This is a genomic window from Azonexus sp., assembly GCF_041909095.1.
Classification (GTDB): Bacteria; Pseudomonadota; Gammaproteobacteria; order Burkholderiales; family Rhodocyclaceae; genus Azonexus.
The window spans coordinates 57095-71385 of sequence record NZ_JAYREB010000009.1 but is presented as its reverse complement, the minus strand read 5'-3'; the positions used below and the strand labels follow the sequence as shown (position 1 = coordinate 71385).

The 14291-nt window shown below is 64.9% G+C and carries 12 protein-coding genes; all 12 read right to left on the bottom strand.

Annotated elements, in window-relative coordinates:
- Nucleotide 1: 1 nt before the first annotated feature.
- Nucleotides 2-286 carry an integration host factor subunit beta gene (locus ACE3OV_RS15065; RefSeq protein WP_374328250.1) on the bottom strand — a complete coding sequence of 95 codons (285 nt, stop codon included), beginning with the start codon at nt 284-286 and terminating at the stop codon, nt 2-4.
- A gap of 9 nt (nt 287-295) precedes the next feature.
- A complete protein-coding gene (gene rpsA / locus ACE3OV_RS15060; RefSeq protein WP_374328248.1) occupies nt 296-1972 on the bottom strand; it encodes a 30S ribosomal protein S1 in 1677 nt (558 codons plus the stop codon).
- A 91-nt stretch (nt 1973-2063) separates the two neighbouring features.
- Nucleotides 2064-3995 carry a bifunctional 3-phosphoshikimate 1-carboxyvinyltransferase/cytidylate kinase gene (locus tag ACE3OV_RS15055; protein ID WP_374328247.1) on the bottom strand — a complete coding sequence of 644 codons (1932 nt, stop codon included), beginning with the start codon at nt 3993-3995 and terminating at the stop codon, nt 2064-2066.
- Nucleotides 3996-4062: 67 nt separating this feature from the next.
- Nucleotides 4063-4611, bottom strand: coding sequence for a dTDP-4-dehydrorhamnose 3,5-epimerase (gene rfbC, locus ACE3OV_RS15050; protein ID WP_374328246.1), 549 nt, complete (start codon nt 4609-4611; stop codon nt 4063-4065).
- Nucleotides 4611-5498: a glucose-1-phosphate thymidylyltransferase RfbA gene (gene rfbA, locus ACE3OV_RS15045; RefSeq protein WP_374328245.1), complete on the bottom strand. Its 888-nt coding sequence runs from the start codon at nt 5496-5498 to the stop codon at nt 4611-4613. The genes rfbC and rfbA overlap by 1 nt, the downstream gene beginning before the upstream one ends.
- A complete protein-coding gene (gene rfbB / locus ACE3OV_RS15040; protein WP_374328243.1) occupies nt 5495-6559 on the bottom strand; it encodes a dTDP-glucose 4,6-dehydratase in 1065 nt (354 codons plus the stop codon). Before rfbB ends, rfbA begins: the two co-directional genes overlap by 4 nt.
- Before the next feature lie 47 nt (nt 6560-6606).
- Nucleotides 6607-7440 carry a DNA ligase gene (locus ACE3OV_RS15035; protein ID WP_374328241.1) on the bottom strand — a complete coding sequence of 278 codons (834 nt, stop codon included), beginning with the start codon at nt 7438-7440 and terminating at the stop codon, nt 6607-6609.
- A gap of 2 nt (nt 7441-7442) precedes the next feature.
- Nucleotides 7443-8321: a prephenate dehydrogenase gene (locus ACE3OV_RS15030; RefSeq protein WP_374328240.1), complete on the bottom strand. Its 879-nt coding sequence runs from the start codon at nt 8319-8321 to the stop codon at nt 7443-7445.
- Complete coding sequence (gene hisC / locus ACE3OV_RS15025) at nt 8322-9410, bottom strand: histidinol-phosphate transaminase (protein ID WP_374328237.1); 1089 nt, start codon at nt 9408-9410, stop codon at nt 8322-8324.
- A gap of 9 nt (nt 9411-9419) precedes the next feature.
- On the bottom strand, nt 9420-10511 hold the full coding sequence (gene pheA / locus ACE3OV_RS15020) for a prephenate dehydratase (RefSeq protein ID WP_374328236.1): 1092 nt from the start codon (nt 10509-10511) through the stop codon (nt 9420-9422).
- A 4-nt stretch (nt 10512-10515) separates the two neighbouring features.
- The gene (serC, locus tag ACE3OV_RS15015; RefSeq protein ID WP_374328234.1) at nt 10516-11601 is read right to left on the bottom strand and encodes a 3-phosphoserine/phosphohydroxythreonine transaminase; all 1086 of its coding nucleotides are present in this window, start codon (nt 11599-11601) and stop codon (nt 10516-10518) included.
- Nucleotides 11602-14223, bottom strand: a complete 2622-nt coding sequence (gene gyrA, locus ACE3OV_RS15010; RefSeq protein ID WP_374328232.1) for a DNA gyrase subunit A — start codon at nt 14221-14223, stop codon at nt 11602-11604.
- Nucleotides 14224-14291 lie beyond the last annotated feature (68 nt).

Here is a 14291-nt window from a genome sequence, read left to right as displayed (position 1 = left end):
TTCAGATCGACTGATCGACCCGCTCGCGCAGTTCCTTGCCGGCCTTGAAGTGGGGAACCCACTTCGCCGGCACGCTGACCTTGTCCCCGGATTTCGGGTTACGTCCAACGCGCGGCGGCCGGTAGTTGAGCGCGAAGCTGCCAAATCCGCGGATCTCGATGCGATCTCCGCGCACCAGCGCTTCGGACATCGCATCGAGAATCATCTTGACTGCGAAATCGGCATCCTTCGCCACCAACTGCGGAAAACGCTCCGCCAGCCGGACGATGAGCTCGGATTTGGTCATGTCAGCCTATCAGCCTTGCTGGTTCAGCTTGGCCTTGAGCAGCGCACCCAGGTTGGTCGTGCCGGTAGCGGCGGAAGTGTCGGCAGAGAACTTCTGCATCGCTTCGTGCTGTTCGGCTTGATCCTTGGCCTTGATCGACAGGCTGATGCCACGGGTCTTGCGATCGACGTTGATGATCATCGCTTCGACTTCGTCACCGACCTTCAGATGCTGCGACAGGTCTTCGGTACGCTCGCGCGAGAACTCCGAGGCACGCAGGTAGGCTTCGTTTTCACCGTCCAGCGTGACCACGGCGCCACGGGCGTCGACCGTCTTGACGATACCGCGGACGATGCTGTTCTTCTCGTGCGTAGCGATGAAGTTGGCGTACGGATCACCATCGAGCTGCTTGATGCCCAGGGAGATGCGTTCCTTCTCGACATCGATGCCGAGAACCACGGCTTCAACTTCGTCACCCTTCTTGAAGTTGCGGATCGCTTCTTCACCGGTCGCCGACCAGGACAGGTCGGACAGGTGAACCAGACCATCGATGCCACCCGGCAGGCCGATGAAGATGCCGAAGTCGGTGATCGACTTGATCGCGCCGCGGACCTTGTCGCCCTTCTTGTGGTTCATCGCGAACTCGTCCCACGGATTCGCCTGGCACTGCTTCATGCCCAGCGAAATGCGGCGACGCTCTTCGTCGATTTCGAGGATCATGACTTCGACTTCGTCGCCCAGCGAAACGACCTTGGACGGGTGGACGTTCTTGTTGGTCCAGTCCATTTCGGAGACGTGCACCAGGCCTTCGATGCCCTGCTCGATTTCGACGAAAGCACCGTAGTCGGTCAGGTTGGTGACCTTGCCGAAGAGGCGGGTGCCGGCCGGGTAACGGCGGGCGATACCGACCCACGGGTCGTCGCCCAGCTGCTTCATGCCCAGCGAGACGCGGTTCTTCTCGGCGTCGAACTTGAGGATCTTGGCGGTGACTTCGTCACCGACGTTGAGCACTTCGCTCGGGTGACGGACACGGCGCCAGGCCAGGTCGGTGATGTGCAGCAGGCCATCGATGCCGCCCAGGTCGACGAATGCGCCGTAGTCGGTGATGTTCTTGACGACGCCCTTGACGGTAGCACCTTCCTTGAGGTTCTCCATCAGCTTTTCGCGGTCGGCGTCGGCGGTCGCTTCCAGCACGGCGCGACGCGACAGGACGACGTTGTTGCGCTTGCGGTCGAGCTTGATGACCTTGAACTCCATGGTCTTGCCTTCGTACGGCGTGGTGTCCTTGACCGGACGCATGTCGACCAGCGAACCCGGCAGGAAGGCACGGACGCCGTTGGACATGACGGTGAGACCACCCTTGACCTTGCCGGTGATGGTGCCGGAAACCAGGGCACCGTCGTTGAGGGCTTGCTCGAGGAAGTTCCAGGAGGCGATGCGCTTGGCGCGATCGCGCGAAAGACGGGTCGAACCATAGCCGTCTTCCAGCATTTCGATGGCGACCTGGACGAAATCGCCGATGGCGACTTCAACTTCACCCTGGTCGTTGAGGAATTCTTCTACGGGAACGTAGGATTCGGATTTCAGGCCGGCGTTGACCACGACGAAATTGTGGTCGATGCCCACCACCTCAGCGGTGATGACTTCGCCTTGACGCATTTCCTGGCGAGCCAGGGATTCTTCAAAAAGTTGAGCAAAAGATTCCATTACGGAGCGAGTTCCTTGCCACGAGCCGACAGGCCCACAGCGGGTTAAGGTGAAAAACAAGCTGCCGGCCACCATGGCCGGCAACACCGTGCTACGAGGTTGCTTCCGCGTACCAGTCCAGCACCTGTTTCACCGCCTGTTCGATGGTGAGATGCGTGGTTTCCAGCAGCCTGGCATCCGCCTCCTGTCTGAGCGGCGCCACGCTGCGCTGCGAATCGCGCGCGTCACGTTGCTGCAGGTCAGCCAGAAGGTCCGGGAGATTAGCAGAGAAACCTTTTTCGATCAACTGCTTATAGCGCCGTTCAGCGCGCGCTTCGGCAGTCGCCGTGAGGAAGACCTTGAGCGGTGCCTGCGGGAAGACGACCGAGCCCATGTCACGGCCGTCGCCGACCAGACCGGGCGCCGTGTTGAAGGCCCGCTGGCGGAACAGCAGCGCCGCGCGCACCGCCGGCAAGGCCGCGACTTTCGAAGCGCCGGCCGAGATTTCCTCGGTGCGTATGGCATCGCCGACCGCCACCCCAGCCAGGCGGATGTCATCTTCGGTGAACACCACGTCGAGCCCGGCGGCAATCGCTGCGACGCCGGCTTCGTCGTCCCAGGCGACGTTCGCCCGCAGCGCGGCGAGCGCGGTCAGCCGGTAAAGTGCCCCGGAGTCAAGGTAGGCAAAACCGAGCGCGGCGGCGACGCGCGCCGCAACCGTGCCCTTGCCGGAAGCCGACGGGCCGTCGATGGCGATCACCGGCGCGGCGCGAGTGACTGCAGCAAAACACTCGAAGTAATCGGGAAAGGTCTTGGCGACGCACTTCGGATCGTTGATGCGCAGCGGCGTCGCGAAAGCGGCGAGCGAGAAGCACATCGCCATGCGGTGATCGTCGTAGGTATCAATGGCCGCAGGTTTGACGGTCGCCGGCGTGATCCGGATGAAATCCGCGCCCGCCTCGACCTCGGCGCCGAGCTTGCGCAACTCGGTCGCCATCGCCGCGATGCGGTCAGTTTCCTTGACCCGCCAGCTGGCGATGTTGCGCAAGGTAGTCGGGCCTTTGGCGAAAAGCGCGGCGGTGGCCAGCGTCATCGCCGCGTCGGGAATGTGGTTGCAGTCGAGATCGACAGCGACCAGGCCGCCGGCCGGCGCGCGGGCGGACATCCAGTTCGGCCCGGTTTCGATGATGGCGCCCATCTGTGCCAGCGCCTCAGCGAAGCGGACATCGCCCTGGATCGAATCGGCGCCGACGCCTTCGACACGCAGCGGCCCGCCGCCGATGGCGCCGAGCGCCAGGAAGTAGGACGCCGACGAGGCGTCGCCCTCGACATAGACGGTGCCCGGCGACACGTAGCGGCTGCCGGCATGGACCGTGAAACGCTGCCAGCCGTCGCGCTCGACGACGACGCCGAAGCGGGCCATCGTCGCCAGCGTGATCTCGATATAGGGCTTGGAAATCAGCTCGCCGACGACGTCGAGCGTAACCGTCGCGCCGGTCAGCGGCAAGGCCATCAGCAGGCCGGTCAGGAACTGGCTGGAGACATCGCCGCGCACCTGGATCGCGCCGCCCGGTCGGATCGTTGCCGGCTTCAGTTGCAGCGGCGGATAGCCGGCGTTGCCCAGGTAGGTAACGTCGGCGCCGAGCTGGCGCAGGCCGTCGACCAGATCGCCGATCGGCCGCTCATGCATGCGGGCAACGCCCTTTAATACGTAGTCACCGCCGGCCAGCGCCAGCGCCGCGGTGAGCGGGCGAAAAGCGGTGCCGGCGTTGCCGAGGAAGAGTTCCGCCTGACGGACCGGGAAACGGCCGGCGCAACCAGTGATCCGCCAGTGTTCGCCACCCAGGGAGGTGACGCCAACGCCGAGCGTCCGCAGGGCTTCGAGCATGCGCTCGGTGTCGTCGGAGGCAAGCAGGTCGCGCACCTCGGTCTCACCCTCGGCGAGCGCGGCGAGCAACAGGACGCGGTTGGAAATGCTCTTCGAACCGGGCAGGCGAACTGTGCCAGCAGCGGAGAGCAATTGGGGAAGGTCTAGGAATTCCATGGCGGGCCTGACGATGAAAAATGCGCCAGTTTACCCGGGGACCGTGAAAGTCCGAAGTCCTCTGCCCTCAGAAGCCCTTTTCGGCCTCGGCGAAACCCGGTGCCGCAGCGTCCCGGGTCGATAGTTGCGGTTCCCGGCTGTAGCCCCAGTCGATGGCCAGCTCCGGATCGTTCCAGCGGATGCAGCGCTCGTGTTCCGGCGAATAGTAGTCGGTGGTCTTGTAAAGGAACTCGGCGGTTTCGCTCAGCGTCACGAAACCGTGGGCGAAGCCCGGCGGTATCCACACCTGCCGTTTGTTGGCGGCGGACAGCAGGACGCCGGCCCAGTGGCCATAGGTCGCCGAGGCGCGGCGCAGATCGACCGCGACGTCGAACACCTCGCCTTCGATGACGCGCACCAGCTTGCCCTGGGCTTGCGGCGGCAACTGGTAATGCAGGCCGCGCAGCACGCCGCGGCGGCTTTTCGAGTGGTTGTCCTGAACGAAATCGACGTGCTCGCCGACCACTTCGTCGAAGGCGCGCTGATTGAAACTCTCGAAAAAGAAACCGCGCTCGTCGCCAAAGACGCGCGGTTCAAGCAGCAGCACGCCGGGCAGCAGGGTGGAGACGAGCTGCATCAGCAGCTCCGCTCGCCGAGCAGGCCGATCAGGTACTGGCCGTAGGGATTCTTGAGCATCGGCTGCGCCAGCTTTTCCAGTTGCGCCGCGTCGACCCAGCCCTTGCGGAAAGCGATTTCCTCCGGACAGGCGATCTTCAGCCCCTGGCGCTTCTCGATGGTGGCGATGAACTGGCTGGCATCGAGCAGGCTTTCGTGGGTGCCGGTATCGAGCCAGGCGTGGCCGCGCCCCATGACCTGGACGTTGAGCTGGCCACGTTCGAGGTAGAGGCGGTTGATGTCGGTGATTTCCAGTTCGCCACGCGCCGACGGCTTGAGGTCGCGCGCCATGTCGAGCACCTGGTTATCGTAGAAGTAGAGGCCGGTGACCGCGTAATTCGACTTGGGCTGTTTCGGCTTTTCCTCGAGGCTGACCGCCCGGCCCGCCGCGTCGAATTCGACGACGCCATAACGCTCCGGATCGTGCACGTGATAGGCGAAAACTGTCGCCCCCGAAGGCTGCGCGCCGGCCGCGGCGAGGTCGTCGGCGAACTCGTGACCGTAGAAGATGTTGTCGCCGAGCACCAGCGCCGAATCGCCGCCGCCGATGAAGTCGCGGCCGATGATGAAGGCCTGCGCCAGGCCGTCCGGGCTCGGCTGCACCGCGTATTGCAGGTTCAGCCCCCACTGGCTGCCGTCACCGAGCAACTGCTGGAAGCGCGGCGTGTCCTGCGGCGTCGAGATGACCAGGATGTCGCGGATCCCGGCCAGCATCAGCGTGCTCAGCGGGTAGTAGATCATCGGCTTGTCGTGGATCGGCAGCAGTTGCTTGGAAACCGCCAGCGTCACCGGGTAGAGCCGGGTGCCGGAACCACCGGCGAGGATGATGCCCTTGCGTTGCTGACTCATGCGTTTTCTCCGTAATGCTTGCCCAGCCATTGCTGGTACGCGCCACTGGTGACGTTTTGCACCCAGGCCGGGTTGGCCAGGTACCACTGCACCGTCTGGCGGATGCCGGTTTCAAAGGTTTCGGCCGGCTTCCAGCCCAGTTCGCGCTCCAGTTTGGTCGCGTCGATCGCGTAGCGGCGGTCGTGGCCGGGGCGGTCGGTGACGAAAACGATCTGCGTCCGGTAGGACTGGCCGTCGGCGCGCGGGCGCAGCTCGTCGAGCATGTCGCACAGCGCATGCACGACCTCGAGGTTGGTTTTCTCGTTCCAGCCGCCGACGTTATAGGTTTCGCCGAGGCGGCCGGCCTCCAGGACGCGACGGATGGCGCTGCAATGATCCTTGACGTAGAGCCAGTCGCGGATCTGCCGGCCGTCGCCGTAGATCGGCAGCGGCTTGCCGGCGAGCGCGTTGTGGATGACCAGCGGAATCAGCTTTTCCGGAAAATGGTAGGGACCGTAGTTGTTCGAGCAGTTGGTGGTCAGCACCGGCAGGCCATAGGTGTGATGGTAGGCGCGCACCAGATGGTCGGAGGCTGCCTTGCTCGCCGAGTAAGGGCTGTTCGGCTCGTAACGCTTGGTCTCGGTGAAGGCCGGATCGTCAATGGCAAGCGAGCCATAGACTTCGTCGGTGGACACGTGCAGGAAGCGGAAGGCCGCCTTTTCGTCCGCGCCCAGTCCGCCGAAATGGGCGCGCACCGCTTCGAGCAGGCGAAAAGTGCCGACGATGTTGGTCTGGATGAAATCCTCCGGACCGTGGATGCTGCGGTCGACGTGCGATTCGGCAGCAAAATTGACCACCGCGCGCGGCCGATGCTCGGCGAGCAACTGGCTGACCCGGTCGAAATCGCCGATGTCGCCGTGGACGAAAACGTGGCGCGGATCATCCCCCAATGCCGCAAGGTTCTCGAGATTGCCGGCGTAGGTCAGTGCGTCGAGGTTGAGCACCGGCTCGGCGGATTGGGCGAGCCAGTCGAGGACGAAGTTGCTGCCGATGAAGCCGGCACCGCCGGTGACGAGGATCATGCCGAATACCTAGCGTGGTGAAGCACGCATTTTACGTCAGTCGCGTTTCATTCCTGACGCAGGCGCAGAAAACTGGCAAAACGCGGCAAGCCTTTTCCAGTCAGCTCGCGGTAGCGGTAAGTGACGACGCTGCCGATCGGCGGCGGATTCCGGCGCTGCGCATCGGAAAAACCGGTGCCGAGGCGGAATTCGCGGCCATCCGACAGACGCACGCGCAAGGCGCCCATCTGTCCGGCGTATTTGCCCTTGCCCGGCAGGTGGGCGACGACGACGGCCTCGGCGTCGAGCCAGGGTTTGAGCTTGAGCAGGGTGTCGGAACGGCCGGTTTCATAAGGCGCATCGGCACGGTGCAGCATCAGGCCTTCGCCACCCGCCTTGATGGTTTGCGCCAGCCGCTGGCGCAGCGCCTCCCGGCTGGCCAGCGTTGCCTGCGGCACCTCGGCCAGCCAGGGCAAGGCCGCGGCGGCGACGATTGCGCGGATGCGCCCGGCCCGCTCGGCAAAAGTCCCCGGCGCCCCGGGCAGTTCGAAGATCATGTAGCGGACTTCCCGCCACTCGGCGTCGACCGGCTGCTCGCGGCGGACGATGCCGGACAGCCGCTCGAACTGCCCGCGACCGAGCCACAGCTCGCCGTCGAGCGGGGTTTTGGGCAAGGGATCGGTGAACCAGGCCGGGGCATTGACCCGGTTGCCGCTGCGAAAACGCAGCATCTGGCCGTCCCAGACGGCGCGCACGCCGTCGAGTTTCTCGCTGACCAGGTAGGCAGCGGGGTCGATTTCGTCGCGGTAGACGTTGGCCAGCAGGATTTCCGGCGGCGCCGCGAGCAGCGGCAGCGAGAACAGCAACGCGAGCCCGCCGAGCAGCGCGCGCAGTCGCCGCATGCTCAGCTTCCCGCCCACTCCCGGCGCGCCTGGCGGGCGATGCCGAAGATGTCTTCGAGACGTTCGCCGTCGGCGCGGGCCAGCGCGTCGCGCAGCTCGTCGAGCTGGGCGCGGTAGCTGTCGAGTTCGCCGAGCAGCGCCTCGCGGTTGGCAAGGCAGATGTCGCGCCACATTTCCGGGTGGCTGGCGGCGATCCGCGTGAAGTCGCGGAAGCCGGAGGCGGCGAAGGTGAAGAACAGCTCGGCGTCGTCGCGCACCGCCAGGTCGTGGACCAGGGCGAAGGACAGCAGGTGCGGCAGGTGGCTGACGGCGGCGAAAACGCGGTCGTGCATTTCCGGCGTCAGCTCGTAGATGTCGGCGCCGCACAGCGCCCAGGCGCGCTTGACGCGGTCGAGGCGCTCGTCGTTGTTCTCGGGCAGCGGCGTGACGACGACCTTCCTGCCCTGATAGAGGTCTTGCCGGGCGGCCGACGGCCCGCTGTTCTCGGCGCCGGCAATCGGATGCGCCGGCACGAATTTGCCGATGTAGCCGCGGAAGGCGGCACGGGCCGCGGCGACGACGTCGCCCTTGGTCGAACCGCCGTCGGTGACGATGGTGTTCGGCCCGAGATAGGGCGCGATGCGGGCGAAGATTTCCGGCATCTGCGCCACCGGCGTCGCCACCAGCACGATGTCGGCGTCGCCGATCTCGTGCGCCGGGTTGATCCCGGCGCGGTCGATGACGCCCAGTTCTTGGGCCACGCGCAGGGTTGACGGCGTGCGGCCGAAACCGACTACCTCCTCGACCGCCCCCGCTGCCTTGAGCGCCAGCGCGAAGGAACCGCCGATCAGGCCGGTACCGAAGACGACGATCTTGCCGAACTCGGGCTGGCCGGCGTCCATTTACAGGGCCTTTTCCAGCGCTGCGATGAAGCGGGCATTCTCGGCTTCGCTGCCGATCGTCACGCGCAGCCATTCGGGCATCCCGTAGCCGCCGATGGGCCGGACGATGACGCCCTGCTGCAAGAGTTTCTGGTTTACCGCCGCAGCGTCGCCGGCCTTGAAGGTCACGAAGTTGCCGTAGGACGGGATGTAGGCCAGGCCAAACTTTTCCAGCGCGGCGACGATCTGCGCCATGCCGCGCCGGTTGAGTTCGTAGCTGGCCTGCAGGAATTCGTCGTCGTCGAGCGCGGCGAGCGCCCCGGCGAGCGCCAGGTTATTGACGTTGAACGGCTGGCGGACGCGATTCATCAGGTCGGCGACAGCCGCCGAAGTGACGCCGTAGCCGATGCGCAGCCCGGCCAGGCCGTAGATCTTGGAGAAAGTGCGGCAAACCACCAGGTTCGGGAATTCGGCGACCCAGGCGGCGGTATCGACGCGCGCCTCGGGCGGAATGTACTCGTTGTAGGCCTCGTCGAGGACGACGACGACGTCGGCCGGCACCTTTTCCAGGAAGGCGCGCACTTCCGGATAAGGCAGGAAGTTGCCGGTCGGGTTGTTCGGGTTGGCGATCCAGACGACGCGGGTGTCCGGACGGATCGCGGCGAGCATCGCGTCGAGGTCGTGACCAAAATCCTTCGCCGGCACGCAGATCAGTTCGCCGCCAATCGACAGCGTGGCCAGCGGATAGACGGCGAAAGCATGCTGGGCGAACACCGCCGAACGCCCCTGGGCGAGGAAGGCGCGGGCAACCAGATCAAGCACGTCGTTGGAGCCGTTGCCGAGCACCACCTGGTTCTGGGCAACGCCGCAGCGTGCCGCCAGCTTGGCGATCAGTTCGAACTGATCCGGATAGCGCTCGACGCCGGCCAGCGCCGCTTCCACCGCCAGCCTGGCTTTGCGGCTCATGCCGAGCGGATTCTCGTTGGAGGCGAGCTTGACGATGCTGTCGACCGGGATGCCCATTTCACGGGCCAGTTCGGTGATCGGCTTGCCCGGCTGGTAGGGCGAGATGGCGCGGACGTAGGCGAGTGCTTGTTCGGCGAGGGACATCAACATTCCTCAGAAGACGGCAACCGGATAGGAGCCGAGGATTTTCAGGTAAGCGGCGTTGCCAGCCAGTTCGACGAGTGCGGCCTTGACCGCCGGCTCTTCGCGATGGCCTTCGACATCGACGTAATAGACGTATTCCCACAAGGCGTTGCGCGCCGGCCGCGATTCCAGCCGGCACATCGAGACGCCAGCAGCGGACAGCGGCGCCAGCAGTTCGTGCAGGGCACCGGCCCGGTTGGGCGCCGACATGATCAGCGAGGTCTTGTCGCGCCCCGAGGGGCCGGCATCGTACTTGCCGAGAATCAGGAAGCGCGTGGTGTTGTTCGGCTCGTCCTCGATGTTCTCGACAAACAGTGGCACGCCCGCCTGCTCGCTGGCCGCGCGCCCGCCAATCGCGGCGGCACCCGGCTCGCTGGCGGCCATCTGCGCGGCCAGCGAATTGCTGGCGACCGAGATGCGCGGCACCCCCGGCAGATTGTGATTGAGCCACTCGTGACATTGCGCCAGCGACTGGGCGTGCGAATACACCTTGGCAATTTCGCCCAGCGTCGCGGCCTTCGTCATCAGGTTCTGGTGGATGCGTAGCACGACCTCGCCACAGATTTTCAGCGGCGTGCTGAGCAGCAGGTCCATGGTGCGCCCGACCGCGCCTTCGGTCGAGTTCTCGATCGGCGCGACGACGTAATGCGCGTGGCCCGACTCGACCTCGCGGAAAGCATCGTCGATCGAGGCTTGCGGCAGCAAGCGGGCAGCATGCCCGAAATGCTTGGTGGCGGCGGCACAGGTGAAAGAACCGAGCGGGCCGAGGCAAGCGATACCGAGCGGCTGTTCGAGCGACAGGCAGGCCGACATCACCTCGCGAAAGAAAAAGGTGATGTTCTCGTTCGGCAGCGGCCCGGGATTGACTTCCTGCAGCCGGCGCAGCACCTGTGCCTCGCGCTCCGGCCGGTAGATGAAGCCGGCGTCGCCGAATTCGGCCTTGATCTCGCCGACCCGCTGCGCGCAGCGGGCGCGTTCGTTCAACAGGCGCAGGATGTCGCCGTCGATGCGGTCGATGTCGGCGCGCACGCCGGCCAGGGCCTTCGAGAGATCGTCGCTCATGCGCTCACCCGTTCCGCTTGGCGAAATCGTTCATGAAACCGACCAGCGCCTGCACCGCGGCCAGCGAGACGGCGTTGTAGATCGATGCGCGCATGCCGCCGACCGACTTGTGGCCCTTCAGGCCGAGCACACCGGCATCCTTGGCCGCCGCCAGGAAAGGCGCGTCGAGCGCGGCATCGGCGAGCACGAAGGGCACGTTCATGCGCGAGCGGCAGTCGGGATCGACCGGGTTGGTATAGAAACCACCGGAATTTTCGATGCACTCGTAGAGAATGCGTGCCTTTTCGGCGTTGATCGCGTCGATGCCGGCCAGCCCGCCCTGGCGCTTCAGCCACTGGAAAACCAGGCCGGCGATGTAGATGCCGAAGGTCGGCGGCGTGTTCAGCATCGAGTCGTTCTCGGCCATCACCGCGTAGTCCATCACCGTCGGGATGTTGAGCGGCGCCATGCCGAGCAGGTCGCGATGGACGATGACCAGGGTCACGCCCGAGGGACCGATGTTCTTCTGCGCGCCGGCGTAGATCAGGCCGAATTTTTCGACATTGACCGGGCGCGACAGGATGTGCGACGACATGTCGGCAACCAGCGGCACGCCGGTGTCGGCGATGCGTTCGGCAGGGATTTCAACGCCGTGGATGGTCTCGTTGGTGCACACGTGCAGGTAGGCGGCGAAGGGATCGAGCTTGATTTCCTCAGCCGTCGGCAGGCGGGTGAAGCCGCTTTCGGCCGTGTTTGCCGCGCAGCGAACATTGCCGATGCGTTGCGCCTCCTGGAAAGCCTTCTTCGACCACGAACCGGTGACGATGTAGTCAGCCGAACGCCCGGCCAGCAGGTTCATCGGGATCTGCGCGAACTGCTGCGTGGCACCGCCCTGCAGGAACAGCACCTTGTACTGCTCGGGAATCCCCATCAGCTCGCGCAGGTCGGCTTCGGCCCGGGCCAGGATGGACATGAACTCCTTGCCGCGATGGCTCATTTCCATGACGCTGCAGCCGGCGCCCTGCCAGTCGAGCAGCTCTTCCTGCGCCTGGCGCAGGACCTCTTCGGGAAGTGCAGCCGGGCCGGCGCTGAAATTCCAGATACGCGTCATTTATGCTTCTCCACCTTGATCGTCGGCTACCGGCGCTTCGCCTTCCACGGCCGACTCGCCTTCAGCATCATTTTCCGCCACCGGGTCGGCCACCGACTCGGCAACCTTTTCCAGGCCCGCCAGCTTCTCGCCTTCGTCGAGCGAAATCAAGGTGACGCCCTGCGTTGCCCGGCCCATGCCGCGGATTTCCGAAACGCGGGTGCGGATCAGCACGCCGCCGGTGGTGATCAGCATCACCTCGTCGTCGTCGCCGACCAGCTTGGCGCCGACCACGACGCCGTTGCGCTCGGAATCGGCAATCGCCTTGACGCCCTGCGTGCCGCGCCCGGAGTGACGGAAGTCGGCGAGCACGGTGCGCTTGCCGAAGCCGTTCTCGGTGGCGACCAGTACGGTCTGCTGGTCATCCTCAGCGACCAGCAGCGAGATGACGGTCTGTCCTTCCTGCAACTTCATGCCGCGCACGCCGCGGGCACCACGGCCCATCGGCCGGACGTCTTCCTCGTCGAACCAGACCGCCTTGCCGGCGTTGGAGACGAGCACGATGTCGCTCTGACCGGTGGTCAGTTCGACGCCGATCAGGTAGTCGTCGTCGAGCAGGTCGACGGCGATGATGCCGGCCTTGCGCGGGTTGGAGAAGTCGGACAACGGCGTCTTCTTGACCGTGCCGTCGCGCGTCGCCATGAAGATGAACTTGTCGTCGACGAATTCCTTGACCGGCAGCACGGCGTTGATGCGCTCGCCCTCTTCCAGCGGGAACAGGTTGACGATCGGCTTGCCGCGGCTGGTGCGGCTCCCCTGCGGCGCCTCGAACACCTTCAGCCAGTAGCAGCGGCCGCGGTTCGAGAAGCACAGGATGTAGTCGTGGGTGTTGGCGACGAACAGGTGATCGACGAAATCCTCGTCCTTGATCGCCGCCGCCTGCTTGCCGCGGCCGCCGCGGCGCTGGGCGCGGTAGTCGGCAAGCGGCTGGGCCTTGATGTAGCCGCCGTGCGACAGGGTGACGACCATGTCCTGCGGCGTGATGAAGTCCTCGATGCCGAGCTCCTGCGTGTGTAGCACGATTTCCGAGCGGCGGTCGTCGCCGAACTGGTCGCGCATCGCCGTCAGCTCGCCGACGATGATCTCGGTGATGCGTTCCGGGCGGGCCAGGATGTCGAGCAGATCGAGGATCTTGGCCATGACTTCCTTGTACTCGCCGACGATCTTGTCCTGTTCGAGGCCGGTCAGGCGCTGCAGGCGCAGTTCGAGGATGGCCTGAGCCTGGGCGTCGGACAGGCGGTAGCCCTGTTCGGACAACCCGAACTCCGGCAGCAGGCCGTCCGGACGCGAGACGTCGGACGCCGCGCGCAGCAGCATTTCCTCGACCACCGGGCTGCGCCAGGTGCGCTCCATAAGGCCGCGCTTGGCATCCGGCGGCGTCGGCGCCGCCTTGATCAGGGCGATGATTTCATCGACGTTGGACAGCGCGACGGCCAAACCTTCCAGGATATGACCGCGTTCGCGCGCCTTGCGCAGTTCGTAGACGGTGCGCCGGGTGACGACTTCGCGACGGTGCGACAGGAAGCACTCGAGCATCTGCTTGAGGTTCAGCAGGCGCGGCTGGCCGTCGACCAGCGCCACCATGTTCATGCCGAAGGTGTCCTGCAATTGCGTCTGCTTGTACAGGTTGTTGAGGATGACCTCGCCGACCTCGCCGCGCTTCAGCTCGATGACGATGCGCATACCCGATTTGTCGGATTCGTCGCGGATGTCGGAGATGCCCTCGATCTTCTTTTCATTGACCAGCTCGGCGATCTTCTCGATCAGCGACTTCTTGTTCACCTGATACGGGATTTCGTCGACGATCAACGCCTGGCGGTCGCCCTTGCCGATGTCCTCGAAGTGGGTGCGGGCGCGCATGACGACGCGGCCGCGGCCGGTCTTGTAGCCTTCGCGCACACCCATCACGCCGTAGATCAGCGCGGCGGTCGGGAAGTCCGGCGCCGGGATATGCTCGATCAGTTCGTCGATCGAAATCGCCGGGTTCTCCAGCAGCGCCAGGCAGCCGGCGACGACTTCCTTGAGGTTGTGCGGCGGAATGTTGGTCGCCATGCCGACGGCGATGCCGGACGAACCGTTGATCAGCAGGTTCGGAATGCGCGTCGGCAGAACCAGCGGTTCCTGCTCGGAGCCGTCGTAGTTCGGCCCGAAATCGACGGTTTCCTTGTCCAGGTCTTCGAGCAACTGGTGGCCAATCTTGGCCATGCGCACTTCGGTGTAACGCATCGCCGCCGCGTTGTCGCCGTCGATCGAACCGAAGTTGCCCTGGCCGTCGACCAGCATGTAGCGCAGCGAGAAATCCTGGGCCATGCGGACGATGGTGTCGTACACCGCCGAATCGCCGTGCGGGTGATACTTACCGATGACGTCGCCGACGATACGCGCCGACTTCTTGTAGGCCTTGTTCCAGTCGTTGTTCAGCTCGTGCATCGCGAACAGCACGCGACGATGCACCGGCTTCAGGCCGTCGCGCGCATCCGGCAGCGCCCGGCCGACGATGACGCTCATCGCGTAATCGAGATAGGAACGCCGCATCTCGTCTTCGAGGCTGATCGGCAGGGTTTCTTTGGCGAATTGATCCATGTCTCTGGTATCCGCGCCGGGCAGGCCGGCACTATGTTTGGTTGTTGCACAGGTAATTTGCTATTTTA